General features: G+C 46.5%; 21 protein-coding genes and 1 other annotated feature (1 of these 22 cut by a window edge). Of the genes, 4 read left to right on the top strand and 17 right to left on the bottom strand.

Annotated features, from left to right (window positions below):
- Positions 1-34: 34 nt before the first annotated feature.
- The 16 genes from hflX to MKX68_RS23590 all read right to left on the bottom strand — a co-directional run bounded on the left by hflX (position 35) and on the right by MKX68_RS23590 (position 21,551).
- The gene (hflX, locus tag MKX68_RS23665; protein WP_076331536.1) at positions 35-1,321 is read right to left on the bottom strand and encodes a GTPase HflX; all 1,287 of its coding nucleotides are present in this window, start codon (positions 1,319-1,321) and stop codon (positions 35-37) included.
- 119 nt (positions 1,322-1,440) lie between these two features.
- The gene (locus tag MKX68_RS23660; protein ID WP_062834999.1) at positions 1,441-2,412 is read right to left on the bottom strand and encodes an AAA family ATPase; all 972 of its coding nucleotides are present in this window, start codon (positions 2,410-2,412) and stop codon (positions 1,441-1,443) included.
- A 110-nt stretch (positions 2,413-2,522) separates the two neighbouring features.
- Complete coding sequence (locus MKX68_RS23655; RefSeq protein WP_091029289.1) at positions 2,523-3,086, bottom strand: DUF402 domain-containing protein; 564 nt, start codon at positions 3,084-3,086, stop codon at positions 2,523-2,525.
- 287 nt (positions 3,087-3,373) lie between these two features.
- Positions 3,374-6,046 (bottom strand): PBP1A family penicillin-binding protein, encoded by a 2,673-nt coding sequence (locus MKX68_RS23650; protein WP_340914255.1) that lies wholly within the window; start codon positions 6,044-6,046, stop codon positions 3,374-3,376.
- 170 nt (positions 6,047-6,216) lie between these two features.
- Entirely contained in the window at positions 6,217-6,459 is a 243-nt protein-coding gene (gene hfq, locus MKX68_RS23645; RefSeq protein ID WP_017687918.1) for an RNA chaperone Hfq, read from the bottom strand.
- 373 nt (positions 6,460-6,832) lie between these two features.
- Positions 6,833-7,789, bottom strand: a complete 957-nt coding sequence (miaA, locus tag MKX68_RS23640) for a tRNA (adenosine(37)-N6)-dimethylallyltransferase MiaA (protein WP_340914254.1) — start codon at positions 7,787-7,789, stop codon at positions 6,833-6,835.
- A complete protein-coding gene (locus MKX68_RS23635) occupies positions 7,770-8,555 on the bottom strand; it encodes a class I SAM-dependent methyltransferase (RefSeq protein WP_340914253.1) in 786 nt (261 codons plus the stop codon). The genes miaA and MKX68_RS23635 overlap by 20 nt, the downstream gene beginning before the upstream one ends.
- A 17-nt stretch (positions 8,556-8,572) precedes the next feature.
- Positions 8,573-10,780, bottom strand: coding sequence for a DNA mismatch repair endonuclease MutL (gene mutL, locus MKX68_RS23630; protein ID WP_340914252.1), 2,208 nt, complete (start codon positions 10,778-10,780; stop codon positions 8,573-8,575).
- A gap of 21 nt (positions 10,781-10,801) precedes the next feature.
- On the bottom strand, positions 10,802-13,603 hold the full coding sequence (gene mutS / locus MKX68_RS23625; protein ID WP_340914251.1) for a DNA mismatch repair protein MutS: 2,802 nt from the start codon (positions 13,601-13,603) through the stop codon (positions 10,802-10,804).
- A gap of 202 nt (positions 13,604-13,805) precedes the next feature.
- Positions 13,806-15,056, bottom strand: coding sequence for a putative amidoligase domain-containing protein (locus tag MKX68_RS23620; protein ID WP_340914249.1), 1,251 nt, complete (start codon positions 15,054-15,056; stop codon positions 13,806-13,808).
- Positions 15,057-15,257: 201 nt separating this feature from the next.
- Positions 15,258-15,818 (bottom strand): outer spore coat protein CotE, encoded by a 561-nt coding sequence (locus tag MKX68_RS23615; RefSeq protein WP_017687912.1) that lies wholly within the window; start codon positions 15,816-15,818, stop codon positions 15,258-15,260.
- Between the two features lie 75 nt (positions 15,819-15,893).
- A complete protein-coding gene (locus tag MKX68_RS23610) occupies positions 15,894-16,871 on the bottom strand; it encodes an aromatic acid exporter family protein (protein WP_091029278.1) in 978 nt (325 codons plus the stop codon).
- A 348-nt stretch (positions 16,872-17,219) separates the two neighbouring features.
- Positions 17,220-18,011 (bottom strand): ABC transporter permease, encoded by a 792-nt coding sequence (locus tag MKX68_RS23605; protein WP_347388738.1) that lies wholly within the window; start codon positions 18,009-18,011, stop codon positions 17,220-17,222.
- A gap of 38 nt (positions 18,012-18,049) precedes the next feature.
- Positions 18,050-18,844: an ABC transporter ATP-binding protein gene (locus tag MKX68_RS23600; RefSeq protein WP_076317596.1), complete on the bottom strand. Its 795-nt coding sequence runs from the start codon at positions 18,842-18,844 to the stop codon at positions 18,050-18,052.
- A 28-nt stretch (positions 18,845-18,872) separates the two neighbouring features.
- A complete protein-coding gene (locus MKX68_RS23595; RefSeq protein ID WP_340914247.1) occupies positions 18,873-19,877 on the bottom strand; it encodes an ABC transporter substrate-binding protein in 1,005 nt (334 codons plus the stop codon).
- A 159-nt stretch (positions 19,878-20,036) separates the two neighbouring features.
- Positions 20,037-21,551 (bottom strand): carboxypeptidase M32, encoded by a 1,515-nt coding sequence (locus tag MKX68_RS23590; protein WP_340914246.1) that lies wholly within the window; start codon positions 21,549-21,551, stop codon positions 20,037-20,039.
- 349 nt (positions 21,552-21,900) lie between these two features.
- On the opposite strand from MKX68_RS23590, the gene MKX68_RS23585 reads away from it, so the two are divergent.
- The 4 genes from MKX68_RS23585 to MKX68_RS23570 all read left to right on the top strand — a co-directional run bounded on the left by MKX68_RS23585 (position 21,901) and on the right by MKX68_RS23570 (position 24,103).
- Positions 21,901-22,476 (top strand): beta-class carbonic anhydrase, encoded by a 576-nt coding sequence (locus tag MKX68_RS23585; protein ID WP_062835011.1) that lies wholly within the window; start codon positions 21,901-21,903, stop codon positions 22,474-22,476.
- A gap of 174 nt (positions 22,477-22,650) precedes the next feature.
- Complete coding sequence (locus MKX68_RS23580) at positions 22,651-23,217, top strand: PadR family transcriptional regulator (protein ID WP_036613540.1); 567 nt, start codon at positions 22,651-22,653, stop codon at positions 23,215-23,217.
- Between the two features lie 98 nt (positions 23,218-23,315).
- A complete protein-coding gene (locus MKX68_RS23575) occupies positions 23,316-23,819 on the top strand; it encodes a hypothetical protein (RefSeq protein ID WP_091029269.1) in 504 nt (167 codons plus the stop codon).
- Positions 23,820-23,824: 5 nt separating this feature from the next.
- Positions 23,825-24,103 (top strand): YxcD family protein, encoded by a 279-nt coding sequence (locus MKX68_RS23570; protein ID WP_017687903.1) that lies wholly within the window; start codon positions 23,825-23,827, stop codon positions 24,101-24,103.
- Positions 24,104-24,261: 158 nt separating this feature from the next.
- On the opposite strand, the gene tyrS is transcribed toward MKX68_RS23570, so the two are convergent.
- A complete protein-coding gene (tyrS, locus tag MKX68_RS23565; protein WP_091011938.1) occupies positions 24,262-25,524 on the bottom strand; it encodes a tyrosine--tRNA ligase in 1,263 nt (420 codons plus the stop codon).
- Positions 25,525-25,640: 116 nt separating this feature from the next.
- Positions 25,641-25,830: a binding site (T-box leader), on the bottom strand; it runs 38 nt beyond the window's last position.

Here is a 25,830-nt window from a genome sequence, read left to right as displayed (position 1 = left end):
TCGTGTAACTTATCACATCAATGTGTCATGAATATTACAATTCAATGAATTCTTCAAGCATATAACCAAATTTCTCATATTCACCTTTTTGCAATTCAACTTCATAAATTACATCATTCTCTTCAAAGCTGGTATCCACTACATCACCAATTTTGTAGAGTACCGACGTAAGATCACCACGTTCTGCCGGAATACGGAAGCGTTTCGTATCACCTGTCAGCTCTGTCTGAATTAATTCACGGATTTTAAGCAGATCCTCAGAGTCTAATGCGCTTACCTTAATATGACCTTTATCCAATGGAAGCATCTCAAGCTGCTCTGGTGTGCACGCATCTTTTTTGTTATACAGGACTAACTGCGGCTTGTCCCCTGAACCAAGTTCTTGCAGAATCGTATTAACCGTCCGCATCTGATCTTCACGCATAGCTGATGAGGCATCCACTACATGCAGGATCAGATCCGCTTCATTCACTTCCTCCAGCGTTGCACGGAATGCCGCAATTAGATCATGCGGTAGATTTTGAATAAATCCAACCGTGTCGGTAAGTACGATTTCTTTTCCACTTGGAAGTTCCATCGTACGTGATGTTGGATCCAGAGTAGCAAATAGCTGATCTTGAATATACACATCTGCAGCCGTCAACTGTTTGAGCAAGGTTGATTTTCCAGCATTGGTATAACCAACGAGGGCCACCTGAACAATACCTGTCTTTTTGCGGCGTTCACGATGCAACTTGCGATGACGAGTCAATTCTTCCAGATGACGCTTCAGATCATCGATACGACCACGGATGTGACGGCGGTCTGTCTCCAACTTGCTTTCACCTGGGCCTCTTGTTCCGATTCCGCCCCCCAGTCTGGACAGGTTCTTGCCATGACCCGACAAACGTGGCAGCAAGTAGCTATGTTGAGCCAATTCCACTTGAATAATACCTTCTCTGGTGTTGGCACGTTGTGCAAAGATGTCCAAAATCAATTGGGTACGGTCAATAATTTTGAGATCGAGGGTTTCTTCCAGGTTACGAACCTGTGCACCTGACAATTCCTGATCAAAAATAGCTGTAGTTGCTCCGAGTTCCTCTGCAATCGCACGAAGCTCTTCCACCTTACCTTTACCAATGAACCATTTGGTATCACGTTTTTCCCTGTTTTGAGAAAGTACACTTAGCACTTCCACTCCAGCTGTCTCGGCAAGTTTCACCAGTTCCTCTAAAGAGTACTCAGGGTTGATACCTGTACGTTTTACATCATCCGTAACAAGACTCACCAAGACGGCGCGATCTTTTTTGACCATATCTGTATCATGCGTGCCATTTGTCATGTATATGTTCACTCCCTCTAATTACTATTCCGTTGATATACATTGCCACGAATATGCCATGGCATGCCTTAAGCCGAACCGGTTGGCCCGGCCGGCTAGTGTAAAAACTATATTATCGCTTACTTTCGCTCAAAGTTCAAATCCTCTGTCCGGATTGTCATCAGCTCCAGTTTCCCTGGACTGCCTTCTGAGTATTGTTCCAACAAACGAACCGCCTGATGCCTGATCGAACGCTCAATGGCATTACGAACGTATCTGGCGTTACTAAACGCATGCAGCGAATCATTTTTTTCCTGAAGCAAATGCTGCTTTAGCTTGAGTATAGTCTGAGGCATTAGAATATAATCACGCTCTTTGGCCATAATCTCAGAGATTTGAATCAACTGATCAATGCTATAGTCTGGAAACTCTACTTGAATGGGGAAGCGGGAAGGTAATCCGGGATTCGTCTGGAGAAAAAAATCAATTTCTTCCGAGTACCCGGCAAGAATCAGTATAAACTGATTTTTGTTATCTTCCATGGACTTAACAAGCGTATCAATGGCTTCCTTGCCAAAATCCTTTTCTCCACCGCGAGCCAAACTGTAAGCTTCATCAATGAACAATATCCCACCGAGTGCCTTCTTGACTAGATCTCTTGTTTTCTGCGCCGTGTGACCGATATATTCTCCAACCAGATCTGCACGCTCTACTTCAATAAGATGACCTTTACTCAACACACCCATCTTCTGAAAGAGTTTGGCAACGATCCTTGCCACGGTGGTCTTACCAGTTCCCGGATTGCCTTTGAAGATCATATGATACACGTGCGCACCACTAAGTAGGCCTGCTTCAGTGCGCATCTGAGCAATCTGTAGGAAAGCATAAATTTCAAATACCAAGTCTTTGATATTTTCAAGTCCAACCAGTTGCTCCAATTCACCCTGTATCTCCTGGAAATGAGCATGTTTGGTTATACTCTTGGCTGCCTGTACTGCTGCTGCTTCATCTTTGACCAACATCTGAGGTTCCTGGTTACGCAACACAATATTAATTTGTCTGGATGGTCTGCCTCCTGGTTGCTCTCCTGCAGCCATGACCCGTCCGTTCATTCGCCATCACCTCTATTTTATCGGGCTGAACTCTCCTGATTATTAATGTATTCTATCAGGTGCTCCAATATTAGAAGGATCATGAAGAATTCTACGGATAAGTAGATGTCTCAAATCTGAATGTTTTTTCGAAACTCTCCGTTCTCAAACAAACTCTTCCTATGCTTCAGTGATAACTGAAAGTATGGGAATACATGTGCATCAATGGCATGCAGCAGTTCCTTAGCCGTCTTGTTCGCCAGGTCATAATCACCCGTTGTAATATGTTTCCGTGACAGCGCATCTTCAAGCTCATCTTCATCCAGCAAAAATACTTCTCCATCTTTCAGTACAACGACATCCAGATACAGGTCATCAAACCAAGGGACACCCTGATCGGTTATCCCCTGACTACGACATGTATCAATATACCACTCTACAATCCGTTCCTGATCGTCAAACATCGCCGTTACAACAAAGTGCTCTCCCTTCGGATAGTATTGCAGCCAGGAATAACCTTTATCTGCGATACAGAAGGTACTGCCTCCATAAGTTTTCCACAAAGGTTCTTTCAAATCCTGTATGGTGTACAACGTAATATAACCTGTGAAAATTTTGGATTGAACGAACCGGCATGTGAATTGTCGGTTCGTAATCCGGCGCCAGTTCGCGCGGTCCCCGAATTTCCGTTTCATACGAACCCCTCTTTGCCGACTACAGGTCCGTGACCTGCTCTGATGTTATTGGTGAACAATGTAATAACGTCCGCCTGATGGATTCCAGCGCTCTGGGCCCGCCCTTGCACAACGTATTACGAATAGTTACAGCTTACCATATTTAAGGTTTACACTCAAAATCAAGCTTTGTCCCACCTATTCATCAAATCAGCTGCTATTACAGTTGGTTCCGTATAACAAAAAAACTGCTTCACCGAAATTCCGGGAAGCAGTTTTTTAATGTAGCTATTTAGTGATTCATTGGCTTAACCGCCGGTTCCAGCTTGAGAATCTGCAGGTGCATCTGTTCCTCCAGTATCCCCACTCGTTCCGCTGTCCGGAGTTACAACCTCGCCCGGCGTTGTTACGGCCCCATCATCGGAGCCTTCACCGGTACCGCCTGGCTCTGTTGTCCCCTGGCCAGGTGGGGTCGTGTTTCCTCCCCCAGGTTGACCGTTTCCTTGGCCGGGTCCACCGTTATTACCACCGTTGCCATTGTTTCCGTTATTACCATTACCATTTCCGTTGTTGCCATTTTCATTACCATTACCGTTATTACCGTTCGAGTTGCCATTATCCGGTGAACCATTGTCCGGATTCTCCGTACCTGGCTGCTCAGGATCTATCTCTGTTCCAGGGTCTATACCAGGATCAGGTTCCTCCGGCGGCATTTCCTGTGCTTCAATCATCAAGGAAATGGTGTTGGAAGGATCCGTCTCAAGTCCTGATGCCACATCGTAAGCTGTCACATAGTACTCATAGGTTAGACCAGGCAACGCACTTAAATCTTGTGCATTGGTCGCTCCTATTGCATCAATGAGATGAGTGAACTGGGCTTCCGATGTTTCTTTCCGATAAATCCGATATTGCGTACTCGCGTCACCCGTTCCAGTCCAACTTAGGGAGACGGTTTGTGCATTTGGATCGTATGATCCACTCAGCCCACTAACGGACAGAGCCGGCTTTTCTGGTTCTTCTACTGGCGGAGGTGCCTGCCCTCCAGCTGGTGCTTTGAATTGCTTCACTGGAACGCCTTTTAAAGCATCTCCCATGACTTTGGCAAAGAAAGCTGCCGACAGCTTACTGCTGTTCTTAAGCATGTGATTGGCATCCGGATTGTCATAGCCCATCCAGACTGCGGCAGTCCATTCCGGTGTGTATCCAACAAACCATACATCACGGTTGGCACTGTTACCAGAGATACCACTTTGAACAGTTCCTGTTTTACCCGCTACGGGGCGATCCAGACGTGCTGAACGTCCCGTACCGTCATTAACAACGTTCTGCAGCATCTGTGTAAGCTGATACGCATTTTGCTCGCTCATGACACGCGTTGTGTCCGAGTTATCGTGTTTGTAAGTGGTTTTGCCTGCGCTATCCTTAATTTCCTTAATCGAATAGGCTTGTCGGTATTCTCCGAGGTTGGCAAATGCACTATAGGCTTGCGCCATTTCCAGTGTATTTGTACCTTTACTTAGACCACCGAGGGCAATCGCCAAGTTTTTGTCTTCATCTGTCAGCTGTATACCTACACTCTTGGCAAAATTAATGCCTGTGTTAACGCCTATTTTATCAAGTAGCCAAACCGCAGGAATATTTTCCGATTTCGTAATGGCTTCTGTCATACTGATCGTCGAAGAATATCCATGCAAGTTACCAGGACAATAGTTACCAAAACATTGCTTTGCATTACTCAGCGACGAGTTGGCACTGTAATTTCCTGATTCAAGCGCCGGTGCATAAGACACAATCGGTTTAAAAGCTGAACCTGGTTGTCTTCGACTCTGCGTTACACGGCTATAACCTTTAGTCTGATAATCCCGTCCACCCAGGAGGGCAACGAGGCTACCATTCTCATGGTTCATAATAACCATGGAGCCTTGAACCTGTTGATCATCTTTACTTGCCTCGAACAGACTATCATCTGTGAACGCAGTTTCCATGGCTGTTTGAGCCTGAGCATCCATAGTTGTATAGATTTTGTATCCGCCGATATTCAGATCATCTTCCGTTTTACCTGTTACTCGTTCAGCTTCGCGGAGCACATAATCAATAAAGGCTTGATATTTCTGGTCTTTTTCTGGTCGCTTGTAGTTATAATCTACCGCTTTAGCTTTATCCATCTCTTCCTTCGTAATGTAGCCTTGATCATACATTAGCTGGAGAACAACGCCCCGTCGTGCCTTGGAATCGTTCGGATTGCTTACAGGATTGTAGGCAGAAGGCCCCTTGGGCATCGCTGCTAGTGTGGCAATTTCCCACAATTCAAGTTTATTCAGATCTTTTTCTCCAAAATAAAATTCAGATGCCGCTTTAATCCCGTAACGCTGATGGCCGAAGAAAATCCGGTTCAGATACATCGTCAGGATTTCGTCTTTTGTGTACTTGCGCTCCAATGCCATGGCAATCGATACTTCCGTTGCTTTACGGAAGAACGTCTTGTCACGGGACAAGAACATGTTCTTGGCAAGCTGTTGGGTTAGTGTACTACCACCTTCCACCATGGAACGAGCCATGACATCCTTAACCGCTGCACGCCCAATGGACCAGATATCCACACCTTGGTGATCGTAGAATCGCTTATCCTCCGTTGCAACAAAGGCTTGCTTCACAAGCTCCGGAATATCATCTTCTTTGACGGGCTCCAGCTTCTGAATGGATAGCTCCCCCATTAATTGGCCATTGCGATCATATACTTTTGAAGTTTCATTAATTGTAGTTTTGTCCTTGTTGGCTTTGAGCAGATTTTCACCACTCACCATAATAAATAAATATCCGCCTAGTGCACAGAATATGGCGATTGCCATTGTGAAAAACAGTGTCCATCCAACGCGTTTACCCGTAATTTTTTTCTTTTTAGAGGTCTTTGGCTTCGCTTTTTTGGGTGACTTGTTATTGTTGTTGCGATTGTTAGACCTCGACAACGGATCGTTTGGCATGTTACCTCCTGACTCCCTTTCGGTTGCATAATTTCTAATCGTCTGTAGGCTCAGGCATATATTAAACATATTTTGCCCGGAATGAAAAGAACAACCCTTTATTCAGGTTGCTCTGTTTCAATACCTATACTTGTAGACGAAATGGTTGGTGAAAAGGTTTCGTAATTTTTTTAAGCTTCGCCGCTGTTATCTTGCTGCATCAGCGATACGCTGCGTTGCGGCGTGAACGTGGAGATGGCATGCTTGTAGACCATTTGCTGGCGTCCGTCGCTGTCAATGACGATCGTAAAATTGTCAAATGCCTTGATCGTCCCGCGGATTTGGAAGCCGTTGGTCAGATAGACCGTAGCAGGAATATTTTCTTTCCGCAGTTGGTTCAAGAACGTATCTTGGATGTTGATGGACTTGTTCATTAGCCGTACCCCCATTGGTTCATTTGAATTCGTGTTCAAGTAATATTCAATATCGCTGAGTAGCTTTCGTGCTATTATATCATGAACAGTTTCATATAATCCACAAAAACCCCTTGTCTGCTATTTTACCCCCATTCTTGGCGAGGTGAACAAATAGAAGACTTATCCATTATACACCGCTTGTCTGTTTTGCAAAAGAGGGACAAAATCTTCATTTTAAAGCACACTTATTCGTTGTTTAGTGAATGCTTAATCTATACCATCTGTTCTAGTGAAAAGTAAAAACCTCTATCCTTTTGATGACTAAAAGGTAGAGGTTTACATATCTTGATCTAATCGATGCCTGTCAGAAGAATACTAATAATCGCTCAAATCAATCAAATTTTCGTGTAATCAATTCACTTATCTGCTTGTATTTCCCTTCAAAATCTTTGGTATCCGTCATGTCCACCCATTCAATATCCTTCATATGACGGAACCAGGAAAGCTGCCGTTTGGCAAACCGACGTGTATCCCTCTTCAACCACTCAACGGCAGCTTCCCAACTCACTTCCCCTTGCAGGAACGCTGCAATCTCCTTATACCCCAGCCCTTGCATGGAAATATGACCTCTGGCCACTCCGCGTTCCAACAGAGACTTCACTTCATCCACCAGACCTTGTTCGATCATCAGATCAATCCGCTCTTCTACCCGGGCGTACAACTTCTGCCGATCCATTGTCAAACCAACAATAAGAAGGTCATAAGGCGACTCTTTCTTCTGTACTGCCAGCTGATCAGACCACTTCTCGCCTGTGAGATGATGGATCTCAAGCGCACGTACAATTCGCCGTTGGTCATTCGGATGCAGACGATCCGCACTAACGGGATCAACTTCCCTCAATCGATCATGAAGGGCCTGTGCTCCATATTGCTCCGCATAACTGAATTGTTCCTCTCTGAACGCTTCATCTGAACCGCTATCCGAAAATTGGAAGCCGTAACAAACGGATTCCACATACAGACCGGTGCCACCTACAATAAAAGGCATTTTCCCACGTTCATGAATTTCACTTATCAATCGTGTGCAACTTTCCTGAAACTCGGCCACAGAATACGGGTACTCCGGTTCATGAATATCAATCAGATGATGAGGAACACCCTTCATTTCTTCAGAGGTAATCTTGGCTGTTCCGATATCCATTTCACGATATACCTGCATCGAATCTCCTGAGATAATCTCACAATTGAAAGCTTGGGCAAGCTCGATGCTCATTCTTGTTTTACCTACTGCTGTTGGCCCAACCAGCACAAGCAGTTTAGGTTTTGGTTTAACTTCCACTTTCAACATTAATCACTCCGTACAGGGTTTTTGCATTCGCCCGATCAAGTATTTCAAATCCGAGCCTGTCAAACTCCGCGCTGCCGCGCTTTTCTTTCATCACTACCCGTTTACGGGCAACCCGTTTCGCTTCCACAATACCCTGTTCATCCAGCGCGTGAGCATTTGCATAATCTCGCAAGGGCTGTATAGCACTTGAATCCATCATTGGTTCACGGAACATGGGGTCAAAATATACAGTATCACAGCTTCGATCTGGCATGGAACGCAGCAACTCAAGATGATCCACATGACGCAGATCTATGCGCCGGAAAGCCTCATCCACCAAGGGTTGATTGCTCTTATAATGAGACATGCCCTCCAGCAGCAGGGTATAGAGCGGTTGAGAACTTTCACAGGCAATGACTTGTCCACTCTTCCCAGCCGCAACCGAAAATACCAGCGCATCTGAACCGAGTCCAGCGGTACAATCCACAATGGTGTCTCCTTCGAGTACTGCACCAGCTTCCAGCATAGGATCGGCTTCACCTCTTAAAACACGTTTAGCGCGAACAAATCCCATACTGGGGTGAAACTCAAGCTCCGTCGCATCTTTGCGAAACAAGCGGGCTCTGCCATTGAGCACGACCAGTATTTCGTTGATACCATAATGTTCAATCAGTCTGGGTAAAGACGTTCTATTGCGCGGTACGTAGGTACCTCCTGTCGTTTCGGCGAGCTTACGCGCACGCTCCACCTGAGAGGCAATCTCCTTGTCACCGGTTGTAATGTACATAATGTCCCCCTAAATAGCTACATCACTCGTTTAAATAGTTTTTCCAGATCATACGTTGAAAATGAAACCACAATCGGCCGCCCATGTGGACAAGTGTAGGGCTGACGACATGAACCCAGACGCTGAATCAGCACTTCTGCTTCCTGATCCGTCAGTTTCTGGTTGGCTTTGATGGACGCCTTGCAGGAGCACATAATGGATGCAGCTTCTCGCATTTTGGCCACGTCTATGCTCCGTTCACTAAGAACCCATTCGGACATTTCTTCGATAATGTCTTTCTCGTCTCCTTTAGGGAACCAGAACGGATGGGAGCGCACACGGAACGTCTGTCCACCAAAATGCTCCAAATATACACCTGCCTGCTCGAACCAGGCCAGTCTTGTTTTCAGTTTTTCGGTCTCTGAAGGTGTGAACTCCAGCGTAATCGGCAGCAATAACTCTTGTGAGGCCAGGGCAGGATTACCAAATTTCTCGTAATAGTACTCATAATTCACGCGTTCATGAGCGGCATGCTGATCAATCAAATATAAACCTTGGTCATTCTGCGCGATCAAATACGTACCATGATGCTGTCCGATCAGACTCAGCTCCGGAAATGCGGGCATGGATGCATCCGATTTCATAGCAGCAGCAAGTTTAGTGGCATCAGGCAGATTTGAAGTTTTCCACGTTCGTTCTTCTCTCGCAATCGAAGATGGATTGTAGGATGTACGTGCTTCTCTAACCGGTGAAGTTACGGAATCGGAACGATAGGTAGCCGGTTTTCCTTCAGCCAGTGGTTTCTCTGTTGCTACACGATCTTGAGAAAAAAGGGCCGCCGTTGGAGAAGTTTCGGAAGAACTTGTGCTTACATCCTTGGTACCTTCCTGCACATTAGCGGATGTCTGCCCCCCGTCAAGACTAGTCCCCTTCTGCAAACTATCCCCGTTCCAACTTTCTAACTGCTCAGGGGAGTGTGTAACCTCAGGTGGAGCTTCGGGCAACGGTACGGTCTGCCCCTGTTCAGATACTGGCTGTGCTGCAGACACATCCGCCGGAGCATCCAAATCCAGATCATCATCTTCTGCAATCAACTTTAACAATGCACTGGTAGGTTTCCCTAGTGGGCCTTGTTGTCCGTATCCTTCTGCATCAGTTGAATCTTTCAGCGGACCACGTGGAAAGAGGAATTGTTCCTGAATAAAGGAACTATCATCTCCACGCCGGATCTGTTGTTTTTTGACCTGTGGAATCAATACCTCCTGCCGGAGTATACCTCGCAACTTCGTCTCTATGAATTCATACAGTTCTGCTTCCTTGCTAAAGCGAACCTCCAACTTCGCCGGATGCACGTTCACATCCACAAGGGATGGGTGCATCTCCAACTGCACCACGACAAGTGGGAAGCGATTAATGGGTAGCAAGGTATGGTAGGCTTTGAGAATCGCCTGATTGAGACCGTAATTGCGAACAAATCGCCCATTAACAATCGTTGACATACCATTACGATTCGCTCGTGTCCATTCTGGCAGGCTGATCAGCCCACTCACCCGGTAATCCAGACTTTCTCCCTGAATGGGGAGCATCGCCTTCGCTGCACTTGTACCATAGATCGCTGCAACCACTTGCAGCAGATCGCCATTTCCCAACGTTTGAAGCAACACATTCTCATTATGTCGCAGTCTGAACGAAATATTAGGGTGAGACATCGCCATCCGGTAAAGAACATCTGATATATGTCCCAGTTCCGTCTGGATCGTTTTCATATATTTGAGTCTGGCTGGTGTATTGTAAAATAGTTCTCTCACTGCAAAATCTGTACCTTGGGGTGAGGTTGCATCTTCATGAGAGACAAGGTTCCCGCCTTCAATCACGATGCGGCGCCCCCGCCCATCATTGTCACTTGCCGACAATACCTCTACCTTGGATACTGCGGCAATACTCGCCAAGGCTTCTCCGCGGAATCCAAGACTTGTGATCTGGAATAGATCTCGGCCATGAGCTATTTTACTGGTCGCATGACGATAAAAGGCAGTTTCCATATCCTCTGGCTCGATACCTGAACCATTGTCTTTGACACGAATACTGAGGAGTCCGCCCTCTTCCACTGTTACTTCAATCTTGGTGGCGCCTGCATCCACCGAGTTTTCGAGCAACTCTTTGACAACCGAAGCAGGCCGTTCGACCACTTCACCCGCCGCAATCTGGTTGGCAATATGTTCATCTAACACATGTATTTTCGCCACAGGTTTTCCCCTCCCTTATATTCAGGATAATTGCTGTGCCTTCAATTTGAGATCATTCAATATCTGCATCGCCTGAAGAGGCGTCATATTCATGACATCGATATCTTTCATCGTACGGATGAATTCTCGCGCTGGTTTATCCACCGCAACTACATCCGGTTTCGTTGCCACATTCGGCTCATCATCCCCAAAGATAGACAGTTGAACCACATCCGAATGGTTTGCACTGGACTGTACCTTGCTGTTTGATTTCTTGGCATGTTGCTTCCCGACCGACTCTTCAATAGAAGGTGTGTACTCTGAACTCTCCACAATCTCGTGTTCCCGGATCAATGGTACTGAATCCGTGTGCTGGAATTCTCCACCTTTTAATTTCAAGCCTTCTTCCTGCTTCTCGCTACCGATATATTCACTGCCCACAGCTACTTGCGCGGCCGCATGTTCGAACCCATGCAATAGTCCATTCGCGCGCTCAATAATGCTATCAGGCAGACCTGCAAGGCGTGCACAATAGATACCATAACTGCTGCTGGCTGCCCCGGCAATCAATTTGCGCAGGAAATTAACTTTGTCACCGCTCTCCTGTACCGCCATTGAGTAGTTGGCCAGCTTGTCCAGACTCTCCTCCAGATGAGCAAGCTCATGGAAATGAGTTGATACAAGAGCTTTACAGCCGATAATATCATGTACATATTCAATAACAGACTGAGCAATCGCCATACCTTCACTTGTCGACGTTCCCCGTCCCAATTCATCGATAATAATCAGACTGCGTGGTGTGGCTTTGTCCGTCATGACCTGAATGTCGGCCATCTCCACCATGAATGTGCTCTGTCCACCAATGAGATCATCCGCGGCACCGATTCGTGTGAAAATGCGATCCATGATCGGCACCTCCGCCTGACCCGCTGGCACAAAGCAACCCACTTGCGCCAAAATGGAGATCAAAGCGACCTGTCTCATATACGTACTCTTACCAGCCATATTTGGTCCAGTAATCAGCAGAATACGTGCCTCTTCCTTGGTCATTGCCGTATGGTTGGCAATAAATGCGCCATCTCGCATGACAGCCTCGACAACCGGATGGCGCCCTTCTTCCACAACCAGATCATAACCGTCGGTCAACGTAGGCCGTACAAAGTTTCGCTCAGCACTAATCACCGCAAAAGATTGATACACATCAATTTCGGCTACCTGTTCGGCCAGCTTCTGCAATCTTGCGATCTCTTTGTTCAGCCGCTCGCGCAGCTCTGCGAACAGTCCATACTCAATATCAACCATTCTGTCCTGAGCTTCGAGAATCAACGTCTCTTTTTCCTTCAACTCCGGCGTAATATATCGTTCTGCATTGGCAAGTGTCTGTTTACGTTCATATCGTCCCTCTGGCAACGCGGACAGATTGGACTTGGTGATCTCGATATAATAACCAAACACTTTGTTATATCCAATCTTCAGCGATCGAATGCCTGTCGCCTCACGCTCGCGCGCTTCCAGCTCCGCAATCCACTGTTTCCCGTTGACCGAAGCCTCACGCAATTCATCCAGACGTTCATGGTACCCTTCACGAATCAGACCTCCGTCCCTTACCGATACCGGCGGCTCGTCCACAATGGCTTGCCCGATAGCTTCACGCAGATCATTGCAATCATCCATCGTTTCGGCAATATGCTGCAATGTTGTGGAAGATGATCCTGCGCAATGCTGACGAAGTCCTGGGATTTTCTCCAGCGATGATTTGAGCGCATTCAGGTCACGACCATTGGCATTACCAAATGCAATCCGGCCTACCAAACGCTCCAAATCATAGATGTCTTTGAGTTCTGCCCGCAGGTCCTCACGCAATATAAACTGGTTGTACAAGGTATCCACTGCTTCAAGACGCTCATTAATTTTCCCTTTTTGCAATAATGGCTTATCGACCCAGCGACGCAGCATTCTTGCACCCATGGATGTCTCTGTCCGATCAAGCAACCAGAGTAATGAACCTTTTTTGGAGCGTTCACGCACGGTTTCCACCAATTCCAGGTTCCGACGGGTAAACGGGTCCAAGATCATATAATGATCTGGCTCATAGGTAGAGATTTGAGTTAATTGTCCCAGAGAACGTTTCTGTGTCTCACTTAAATAGGAGAAAAGACGTGCAATGCACGCTTGACGTTCAGGCTCTAATCTTGCCCATACAGCCTCGCCAAACTGCTGACGGACCAGATCTTCCTTATTCTTTGTCCACGACGTGTAGACCACAGGGCGACCGATTGGAGACGCCTCGGCTTCTACCGTTTCAAGCAGTGCTGCATCCCCCACCAGCTCGGATGGTTCGTAGATGCCGATTTCATCCTTAAGCCATTCCTTGGAATAGGGCACGGATGTCACATACAACTCACCCGTTGACAGATCACAGGCCGCGAGAGCCAGCGTATTTTGATTACCTGTAAGACAGACCATGTAGTTGTTGGATTTATCCCCCAGCGTTTTGCCTTCCATCACCGTTCCGGGTGTAACCACACGTACAATTTCGCGTCGTACCATACCTTTGGTTACACTCGCATCTTCCATCTGTTCACATATCGCAACTTTATATCCTTTTTCAATCAGACGCTGTATGTAATTGTCAGCCGAATGATAAGGTACACCGCACATCGGAATTTTGTCATCCGTGCCTCCGTTACGTGCGGTCAGCGTGATCTCTAGTTCACGAGCAGCATTAATCGCATCCTCGAAGAACAGTTCATAGAAGTCACCCAGTCTAAAAAATAGAAAAGCATCTTGTGCTTCGGCCTTCACTTGCAAATATTGTTGAATCATTGGCGTATACTGAGCCATGATGAATATCCTCCATCCCGTTCCTATAATGTCAGGAAGAAACGCGTCCTGGAAGGACAATAAGACGGTCAGGCACTGTGTTTGCGCCTCCGCCTTATGTTTTGGCTATTCGCCACTTCCTTCAAAGGTTGCTGCTCCATATCTTCCGTAGCTATCATTTAAAAAGACTTGTTTCTTATTATATCAAAAAAACGTCCGTACTTCATGAACCTGCCCGAATATTCCAGAGTTTGCGAATATCACGGCTCTCATCCCAGGTTCTTCCCAGTTTTAATTGAAGGAGTAACGGTGACGCATACCGTTCATAACGTGCATATCCCTCCAACTTCTTCAGATCATCTGCCAGAGCTGGAATGTATTCCTTGATTACTTCGCGCTTTCCTTCATAAAAAGCGGCATGAACTTCAGCTTTCTCCAACGGACGCTGCCGTAATTGAGTATACCCGCTCGCGATTAGACCTGCCAAGGCCACAACGCCCTTTGCAACAAGGGGCGACACAAGAAAGCTGGGTAACGTACGATACTCAAACCCACCGTAGGATTTCAGGCGAAAATCCCCAAGTGCTCCATAACGTGGCCGTCTTCCGGATCCACGCGGGTCTTGCAGAAATGCCAGTGGCAATGCCAGATAATTGTCCAGTGCACGAAGCAGCTCCCCGGTAAGATTCACACCGCTAAAATGAATATGACCGCCTAGAGGTAACCCCCGCTGTGGCATCCCTCCTGCCTGCCAGATGAGCGAGTGATCACTAATGCTACGCGAGGCTGCTGCAAATGCCCTCATCAGATGCGCCAATAACTCTCGTGGTTCGGAGCTGGGAGCCGGTCTCAGTTCGGCAACAGGATATATGCGCCGTCCACCAATCGTCACGGAATCACAGCCTGCCATTCCGGTACGTTCAAGAAATTTGGAGGCGGGTACGATTTTGGATTCTGGCATCTGAACCAGAAGGAACTCGGGGTCCATGCCGAGTATTGGAATGGGTCTGTGACTCAGTTCCTCATCCAGCAGTTCCTGATGCTGCTTCCAGCTTTCCCTATAGGTAACAGCAAGGTTGGTCACCCCTTTCCAGGGACACGGGTCGATCGAAATCACTGCACAGCCGCCGTTTCCTGAGGATTCCATTCGAACAGCTCCATGATCCAACCCTAGCGTATACAGCGTTTTGATCGCAAGTCGTTCTATGCGCTTGAACAAGGTTGAACTCGCTTCACGCTCCAACAGAGTTTCCTGTGCCTCTCCCATGCCACTAGTATCCTTGCGCTTGATCCGGATTGCCTGCAGACAGCTTATCTCTACGTCATAGCGTACACGCAAACCTGGTTCACGTTTGCGCCGATCTTGCAATGATAATACTTCAATGCCTGCCTGTTTCAACCTTTCTGCGCGTTCTCCAGAAGTCATCCTTTCATATCGGCGCAGAGCTTCTTCCGCTTGTTCCATCACATTCATTACGTCCCCCCTCCTGGATCATGCAACTAAAATAAAAATAACCCCGCAATGCGGAGCCTTCCCGTGAAAGGTATTCCAGGCACATTGCGAGGCTCGTTACCACCCATTTTTCAATATTTAAGAAGAAAGAGGGCTTACGCCCTCTTCACCGCGCCTTCTGGCGCATATGATACCTTAGGTTATCAAATACAGGCGTCAAACTCACAGCTCATCGTCGAGCAGATCGGGATCGAGATCGTCATAATCTCCATCGGCACTGCCAAAGTCATAGTCCTTGTCTTCGTAATCACCGCAACCATCTGTGCAGACCTTCACACAAACTTTGGTTTCGGCAACGAGTTCTACAGCGAATTCCCGTTCTACCCGGATAATTACACTGCTTCCACCTGCTGATACTGTGGCTTCCACACAGCTAGGTTCCTGCGTTGCATCCGCAGATACCTCCACTGTGGAAGTCCGGTGTTTCGGGTCCAGATAGGACAAAGGCACATGTTCTACATACGAGACCGTTTCTTTGGCTACATCCGTCTGAGAATTCTTGTCGTAGGAATACCAAATGTTGATATCGTAAGTACCAATAACTTCAATTCCGTCACCCGCTGATACGGCTTCATATTGGTGGTTGATAATCCAAGCCCCCAAAATACTTGTCGGACCATTTGGCGGAGTCACGGTATGTGTTACGGTAGAGAACTTACGACCTTTGCCGCAGATCGCCTTCGTGATAATCTCTCTACATTGATGTTTATGACTCAATGACATCTTTAAACCTCCTCCATACAATCATTCACTACAAGTGTATGCAGGGCATTCGTCTAGGGTGACAACTATTTTCTATTATTCGTTTGTAGATTGGGACCGGTCCGAGATTGGGGACGGCGCTTTGTCCTTCTTCGCGACTTTCAGATACAGCGCGAGTTCACGGCACAGCTGGAGAATTGCAGAACGAATCTCGAATTCTTCCCTTGTATCCGGCAGCTCCATACGTTTGAATTCTTCTTGCACATCTGCAAGAAGTTTTTCAGTTCGTCCGGTGTAAGATTCAGTAAGTACATCCTGACTAAGCTGATCGAACAGCTCCGATACCATTTCCGCATGTGGCATCTTCTGATAGATCTGGGACACCAGATGCATCATATGCTGGATGGAGTCCAGCTGCGTTTTGCGCATATAGAAGTAGACACTCCATTCCTCGTTCGGATGAATCACCTGATTCTCCAAAGAACGCTTGGCTGCATCAATACCGCCCAGAATCGCTTTATCTGCTTCAATCAGCTCTCTCCCCGCCCATGCTTCATTGGGATTACGCAGTGTGGCTGCGAATTCCTTGAAAATCTTCGAAAAGAGTTCATCGATTCGTTTGCGAATGCGCAGCATCTGTGGATCCGCTGCCGGCATATAGGCCAGATTAACCGCCATTGCCGAACCAAGACCAATCAGAAGCAAAGCAATTTGTACGAGGACAACATGCACGTCCATTTCCCCGCCGCCGAACACCCGAAACACCACCACCGAACCTGTTACAATACCTTCCTTGAAGCCTACCCGGACAATAACCGGGAATGCGATCAATATGTATACGGCCAGCACCCAGTAATGGAAACCTAGAAAGTGAAAAAGTACACTTGCAAATAAAAGTCCAACTACTGAAGCAAAAAATCGAGCCGATATGGTACGAATACTTCGTTTTCTCGTTACATCCACCCCGAGAATGGCAAGCAATCCCGCTGATGTCGGTCCTGGCAAGCCACACCAGTCCGCAATCAGCACGGCCATTAATGCGGCGATTGCGGTTTTAATTACCCTAAAACCCATTTAACATTCCATCTCCTCTAAGCTGCAAAAAAATTCTTAGCCAGCTCGTCGCCTCATTCAGTTATCATGACTAGTATGTCTCATCCAAATGTAAACTAGACGACATCAACCGACATGCGCATGCATGCCGGTCACAGCAACACGCCCCGAATGAGGGACGCTGGCAAGTTAGATCGTTGCGACAGAACCTCAAGGCCCTCTTCTCCAATCATCGCATTCATTCCGGATCTGCGCGGAATATTCATACTAAATATGGTACTTGATTTTACGGTATCGGGCAACGTGACACCCCTTGTGAAATTGTATACATATCATACCCCTTCACATTACGAGTAAAACACGTGCAAATTACCTGCGGCCAGCCAGCATTTTACGTTCTGCATACACAACAAGTTGATACATGGCTGTTGCAACTGCTGCAATAATTAACAGACTTGATAATACAAGTGTGAAGTTGAATACCTGAAATCCGTAGATAATGAGATAACCTAGCCCTTGTTTGGCGACCAGAAACTCACCCACAATTACACCCACCCAAGCCATGCCAACGTTCACTTTCAAGGTGGATACAATCGCCGGAAAAGAAGCAGGTAATACAACTTTCGTAAAAATCTCGGAACGGTCTCCACCAAACGTACGAATCACTTTAATATAATTGGGATCGACTTCATTGAAGCTGTTATACACCACTAACGTTGTAATAATGACCGTAATGGACAATGTGGTCATGACAATTGCTGTAAAACCCGCGCCGAACATCACAATAAAGATCGGGCCAAGTGCTACCTTTGGCATACTGTTGAACACAACCATATAGGGGTCCAACACTTTGGACAAAAAAGGAGACCACCAAATTAAAACCGCAAGCAAGGTTCCAACGAGTGTTCCCAGCAAAAAACCAACTGCCGTCTCCCCTACGGTTACCCCAACATGTGCCCATAATTCGCCACTAGCGATGTCCTTGCCAATCTGGGCAAAAATCTTACTCGGATAACTGAATAACAGTACATCAATCCACCGGAGTCTGCCTGCCACTTCCCATAGCAAAAACATACATACGAGCATAGATAACTGTACGGCAAGCACTTGATGTCGCCATCTGGCCACCTGCTGAATATGATTCCGATGCAGCTGCCCCATCCATTCGTCACGCTTTTCCTGCTTCGGATTCATTGGATTCACGCGTCTTCCTCACCTCCCCCGGACTGATCCAGTTCACTCCACAACGCCTGAAACAACGCATTGAATCCTTCTTGCTCCCTGGCATGAAACGGCTGAGATTTACGAATTCCATCGGGAATGATAAATTCACGACGGATACGGCCAGGATTGCGATCAAGTACAATGACGCGATCACTGACCGCAATGGCTTCAGACAAATCATGGGTGACGAGAACGGAGGTTTTGCCAAACTGTTTTAACGTGTCCGAGACCAGATCCTCCAATTGCAGCTTGGTTTGATAATCAAGTGCTGAGAATGGTTCATCCAATAATAAAATTCCCGGATCGGTTGCCAACGTGCGCACCAGAGCTACTCGCTGTCTCATGCCCCCTGAAAGCTCTGAAGGGTACTGATTCTCCGTTCCTGCCAACCCCATACTTACCAGCAGTTCCCGTACACGCTCACGGCTCCGTTCATCCAGTCTGCCTGTCAGTTCAAGACCAATCAATGCATTATCCAGAATGGTCCGCCATGGAAACAGATAGTCCTGTTGAAGCATATAACCAATCTGTGCAGAGGGGCCACCAACGAGTTTGCCTTTAACCTTAACCTCTCCTCGGGTGGGTGTGAGCAGCCCGGCGATGATCGACAACAATGTCGTTTTACCGCATCCACTCGGTCCAACCAGACTGACGAACTCTCCTTTTTGGATCTCCAGACTCAAGTCTTCAATCACCAATGAAGCTTCCCGCTCGCTGACGTATACTTGAGAGATCCCCTCCAGTCGGATCACACTTTCGGATTCAGGCATTCTGCTCACTTCCTTTCCTGAATACCCATCACTTTGATTTCGTAACTTCTTCCGCATAGGCATTATCCACAATGGCATTCAAATCCACGCGTTCTTTCAACTCGCCGGCGGCACTCATGACATCAAGCAGATTGTTCCACTCTTCCTCATCAATGATCGGGTCCGTTGCATAGCTGCCCTGTTCCTTATAACGCTTCACACTGCTTACCAAAATGGCTGGATCGATGTCTTTGAAAAAAGGAGAAATGACTTCAGCAATCTCTTCAGCCGTATGGGAATCCACCCATGCCTGCGCTTTGTGCAGACCATTTGTAAACTTCTGTACGATATCCTTATTGTCGTTAAGATAACTCTGTTTCGTCATGAAGACGGTGTAAGGCAGAAGACCACTTTCTGTTCCAAACGATGCAACAACCTTGCCCCGACCTTCTTGTTCAAAGATGGATGCCTGGGGTTCAAACAGTTGAACATAATCTCCCGTGCCTGAGGCAAAAGCAGACGCAATATTTGCAAAGTCCACATTTTGAATCAGCTCCAGATCACTTTGCGGATCAATGCCATGTTTGTTCAGTGCGAACTCCCCTGCCATTTGTGGCATGCCGCCTTTACGTTGACCGAGAAATGTGGAATCCCTCAGTTGATCCCATTCAAAGCTGCCTTCCGTGTTACGAGCGAACAGAAAAGTACCATCCGTCTGGGTGAGCTGGGCAAAATTAATGACCGGATCTTCCGCTCCCTGTTGATACACGTATATGGACGTCTCCGCTCCTACCAGGGCGATATCCACCGAACCTGCGAGTAATGCCGCCATCGTTTTGTCACCGCCAGCAGTCGTCTGAATGTCCACCTCAAGCCCCTGCTCCTCAAAAAAGCCTTGAGCCACGGCCACATACTCCGGTGCATAAAATACCGAACGAGTCACTTCGCCAATCGTAATTTTGGCTTCATTATCTTCCTTATTACAGCTGGTGAGCGCCACAATAATAATCAGCAGAATAACGATGCCCCGGACGAACCATGGCGTGTATTTCATGTTGTTTCCCTCCTTCACTGGTTTCAGCAGTTTCTCTCTATTATGGATATGCCGATGCCCAGCAAAAGGTTAAGAACTTGAATGCAAAAAAGAGCCGGGCAATAATACCCGACTCTTCAGCTCTTCTAAATGTTATTCAATATGTTATTTATAGGATATCTACAGCTTGTAAATCTCGGCATATTTGGCTTCCAGATAATCGGCCAGATAATCCGGGTTCAATTCTTCACCCGTTACGGCAACAATCAATTCGGAAGGTGTGCGACTTCTACCATACCGATAGATCATGTCTGTAAGCCATTCCTTAATTGGAATCAGATTACCTTCGGCAATAAGGGTATCAAACTCCGGCATTTCCTTACGCAATGTATGTAGAATTTGAGCTGCATACATATTACCCAGAGAATACGATGCAAAGTAACCAAAGTCACCACCGGACCAGTGAACATCCTGAAGAACGCCGTCTCCATCATTCGTTGGCATTATACCGAGGTATTCCTTGTATTTTGCATTCCAGGTCTCCGGCAGGTCTTTCACTTCCAGACCATCGTTGAATAACATTTTCTCAATCTCATATCGGATAATAATATGCAGGTTATAGGTCAGTTCATCCGCTTCAATCCGAATGAGTGAACTCTCTACGCGGTTGATTGCACGATAGAAATCTTCCAGTTCAACCTCGCTCAATTGCGGGAAATGCTGCTGCAAATCTTTGTAATAACGTGTCCAGAATGGCAGGCTGCGACCAATCATGTTTTCCCATAAACGGGACTGAGACTCATGAATCCCCATGGACGTTCCTTCGGCAAGAAGGGTACCCGCCAGACTGTCATCAATATTTTGCTCGTACAGGGCATGTCCGCCCTCATGCAACGAACTGAAGACTGCGCTTGCTACATCATCTTGCAGATAATGTGTTGTGATCCGCACATCCCCCGGGTTTAGACCCGTTGCAAAAGGATGAACACTCTCATCCAATCGTCCAGCTTCAAAGTCATAGCCCATTTGTTCCAGGATGAACAGACTGAATTTTTCCTGCTGTTTGGTGTCAAACAATTGATTCAGGAACTCTGTATTGGGCTTGTTTTCTGAAGCATTAATCTTCTCTTGTAGAGGCACCAAACGTGCTTTGAGGCGGGCGAACACAGCGTCCACTTTCTCAACCGTCAGATCCGGTTCATACATATCAAGCAGCGTATCATAACGGGTATCCTTCACACCCCAATAATCAATAAACTCTTGTTTGAGCTTAACGATATCTGTCAGATAAGGTGAGAACCCTGCAAAATCACTGTTATGCTTGGCATCTTCCCATGCCGTTTCCGACTTGGCTGTTAGCACGGTATAAGCTTGTACTTTTTCCGGTGGTACAGACTGACTGCGATCATATTCTTTCTTGCAATCTTCAACCAGACGACGATCTATATCTTCGAGCTGTTCCAATACCGCTGGAGTTGTTAATGCATCCAGGTAAGTCTTCATGTCAGCTGAGGTTTGCAGCTTGAATGCTTCGGTGGACAACATACCCAGCGTCTCCGAACGAGTCGGAACGCCTTTTTTCGGCGCACCTGTACGCAGATCCCAGTGAAGCAAACCAATGGCTTCATGGTAACTCTTGATTTTACGAGCCAGATTACGGAAGGATTCCAAATGTTCCTGTGTTTGTTTATCCATTGTTATCGTTCACCTCTTCAAAAAAAATGTTATACCCTATTGATGATACTTTTTGCATTGCGTATAATCAACTTTTAACAGATGAAAATTGCATTGTTCTCCTAAAGATACGTGTTCAAAAAGTCTGGTTTTCATTACCGAGAAGATAGAAATGGTGCTCAACTTCGATGCTGATGATGCCCTCAGGCATCATTTGTAATCAAAAGTGGACTTTTTGAACAACCTCTAAAGGGTTGGAGTAATGCCATCTGCTGACCGTGAAATACTATTAAAGCAAAGGCGTGTAGGACAAGCTGCATCATATGCAAGTGGCCGTGCTCGTCGTATTGGATAACAGGAGGCAATGGACATGAACAACATTCAAGAGATTTTGGCTTACAACAAATCATTTGTCGAGACCAAAGAATACGAAAAGTATACGGCTGGCAAGTTTCCAACCAAAAAGATGGTTATCATCACTTGTATGGATACACGTCTGGTGGAAATGCTGCCCAAGGCCATGAACCTGAAAAACGGTGATGTGAAAATCATCAAAAACGCAGGCGCAATTATCTCTCAGCCTTTCGGGAGTGTAATGCGTAGTGTACTTGTCGCCATCTATGAACTGGGTGCAGATGAAGTCCTGGTAGTTGGACATACGGAATGTGGCATGGCTTCCCTTCACGCTGAGACCATGATTGGACATATGGTAGAGCGCGGTGTATCAGAAGAAGTCATGACTACTCTGGAGAATTCGGGCATCCGTTTACAAAAATGGTTGCGTGGGTTTGACAGCGTCGAAGAAGGGGTAAAACATACTGTGGAAGTGATCAAGAAGCATCCTTTACTTCCTCCCAATGTACCCGTCCACGGCATGGTTATCGATTCTGCTACAGGTGAGCTTGATCTTGTCGCTGAGGGGTATGGACAACAGGCATCTCTCTAAATGGTTTGGAGTGCGGACCTTATGGTTCGCACTTTTTTTTGTCTAAATTAAGGCAGTTGTTCTGTCAGGTTGTCAAACCATACAGTTTCAGTGTACACTTTTTATGAAAGCGGTCAAAGAAAGTAAAAACGATTGTTCTCTCTGACCTAGCCCTAATATTAAGGAGACATGTGCATGAACATACTTTCCTACGGATTGCTCGGGCTGCTTACCCGCGAGGAGTCATCGGGCTATGATCTGATGCTGAAGATCCAGCCGCATTGGCAGGCGAAACACAGCCAGATCTACCCACTCCTGTCCAAGATGGAAAACGATGAGTTATTGGCCTCCCGCTGGGTACAACAGTCTGACAAACCGGACAAGAAAATGTACGCAGTTACGGAAAAAGGCATTGAAAAGCTCTTGGAATGGATGATTACTCCTGTTACCGCACCGGTTACACGCGATGAATTTAATTTGCGTATTTTGTGTGTTGGCATAGCGGAAGATGGAAGCATGAGACGCATTCTTAACGAGCGTAAAAGCTGGTTTATGGAACGCATACGTTATTTCGAGGATCTGAAGTCACGTATACCTCAGGATAATCTTCGTGTAGGCAACCGAGATTTTGGAAGCTACATCCTGGTACAAAAAGGGTTAATGCACGCACAAACTGGCCTGGAATGGTGTCATTGGGTTACCCAATTGCTTGATGGCCAAGCTGCAATTCAAGACCCAAGTCCTAGCGTTTCAGAAATTTAATAAAATTTGAAACGTTCCTGCAAGTTGACCGTATTACATGAGTAAGGCCCATTTTTGGGCGATTCAAACAAATTAATCGGGGGGTTACGATCTTTACAATGAAGAAAAAATTCGGAGTTAAACATCTAATGATGGTATTTATGGCATTTACATTATTGTTCGCAACAGTGGGAGTAACAAATCCGGATTCTGCGGATGCAAGACGTGGTGGCGGATTCAAATCCGGTACAAAAAGTTATACCAACACTCCTAAGAAATCCGACTCCAACAACAACGTGAATCAATCCAATTCCGGTAATAACTCCGGTACTGGTGCAGCTGCAACCCGTGGTGGTGGATTCTTCGGCGGTGGCGGAGGCTTCATGAAAGGCATGATGCTTGGTGGTCTTGCTGGTATGATGTTCGGCGGACTGTTCGGTGGCATGGGCGCCCTGGGTAACATCCTTGGATTGCTCGTGAACGTTGCAGCGATCATGTTGATTGTTATGCTGGCTATGGCACTCTTCAGAGCCATCTCCAATCGTCGCAAACCTGCAGCGGATGGTCGTTATGACCGTCGCAATGATCGTGATGATGACCGTAACAGAAACGGACGGTACTAATCTCTATGGTTCTGAGCATGGATGAAATTGTGAATGCAATCTGTATTCATATGGCAGAACGTAAGGGTGTACGTCCAACCGATGTGAATGTAGAACTGAGCTGGGAAGAAGATACAGGTTATTCCGCTGAAGTTTGGATCCAAGGACGCAGTCAATATCTGGTCGAGTCCAATATGATTGAAGCGATTCTTCGCTACCTGCACAGTGAATACAACATCCGGGCGTACCGTGAGAATGTACGACTTGATCTGGATGAAGAAATCACAGCGATCGTTAATCAATAAACTATAGGTCAAGCAATGACCTCTTATACTAAAGACCGTCTCCCTTCTGTCGCCTGACAGAGATGGAAGACGGTCTTTTTGTTTCTGTATTTGTATCTTTATTTGTGTGTCTATTTTACTCTCTATACGTGCCTGTGTTACGTACTATTTCTTGGAAACTACGATTGAAGTTTGACCAAGCTGTAGTTCTTCTTACCTTTACGGATAATGATGAATTTACCGCCAATGGCATGCTCTGCCGAGACTGTGAATTCAAGCTCTGTGATTTTCTCACCGTTCATGGAGATAGCGCCTTTAGTGACATCCTCACGCGCCTGGCGTTTGGATGGCTCCAGACCCAGATCTACGAGCCAGTCGACGATATTTTTCGCTTCACCGTCCGTTTCGAATGTTGGCATTTCCTTGAAGCCCTGCTCGATTTCATCTGCTGTCAGGGAACGGATATCACCACTGAACAGCGCCGCTGTAATACGCTTAGCCTGTTCGAGCATTTCTTCGCCGTGAACAAATTTTGTCATTTCTTCCGCTAGTGCTTTCTGTGCTTCACGTCTATGCGGCTCTGTCTCTACCTTTTCAGCCAAAGCTTCGATTTCTTCTTTGCTCAGGAAGGTAAAGTATTTCAGGTATTTGATCACATCACGGTCATCTGTATTTGCCCAGAACTGGTAGAATTCAAATGGTGTCGTTTTGTTCGGATCAAGCCAGATTGCGCCGCCAGCTGTTTTACCAAATTTCGTACCGTCGGATTTGAGCATGAGCGGAATGGTCAGACCGTACGCCTTCGCTTCAGATCCTTCTTTTTTACGAATCAGATCAAGACCACTCGTGATATTCCCCCATTGATCAGAACCGCCGATTTGAAGCTGTACATCTTCATTTTGGAACAGGTGCAGGTAGTCGAGAGATTGAAGAATCTGGTATGAAAACTCGGTGAACGAGATTCCGCCTTCCAGTCTGCTCGCAACTACATCCTTAGCAAGCATCGTGTTGAGGTTAAAGTTTTTGCCGTAGTCACGTAAGAATTCAATGACATTGATTTTGTGTGTCCAATCGTAGTTGTTCACCATGCGAACCTGATTATCACCGTCTGTTACGAACAACTTCTTCATCTGCGCTGTCAGCGCATCCACATTCTCCTGCACTTGCTCCATCGTTTGCAGAGAACGCTCTGCCTGACGACCACTTGGGTCACCAATCGTGCCTGTAGCTCCACCAATCAAAATAACCGGACGATGTCCTGCCAGTTGAAAACGTTTCAGCATCATGAAGGGAATGAGATGTCCGATATGCATGCTATCCCCCGTAGGGTCAACGCCGCAGTACAAAGAAACGGATTTCGTTTCAGTCAATTCACGTAGCCCCTCTGCATCCGTCTGTTGGTTAATGGCGTCACGCCACTGTAGTTCATCAATAATATTCATTCGTATAACCCCTTTTCTATCCTCAAGATTCAGTCATGATCTACGTTAAATTACGAAATTACACGCTGGAGCGGCTTTTTTGGACACAAAAAAATCGCCTCCTTGTCTTCATTAGACACAGGGACGATTATCATAACCGTGGTACCACCCAAATTGCATGGACAACACGTGATCTTAACACGTTATCCATACCACTTTTGGCAATATATCGTTTGCCCATCCGCTTGGCATTACCCAAGTACTCCAGAGTGTAATTCGCAGCCCTTGTATGTATCAGGTTCCATCAACCCCTGACTTTCTGTAACA

The sequence above is a fragment of the Paenibacillus sp. FSL M8-0212 genome (genome assembly GCF_038004645.1).
In the GTDB taxonomy this organism is placed as follows: Bacteria; Bacillota; Bacilli; order Paenibacillales; family Paenibacillaceae; genus Paenibacillus.
This window is presented reverse-complemented; position numbering and strand designations above follow the sequence as displayed.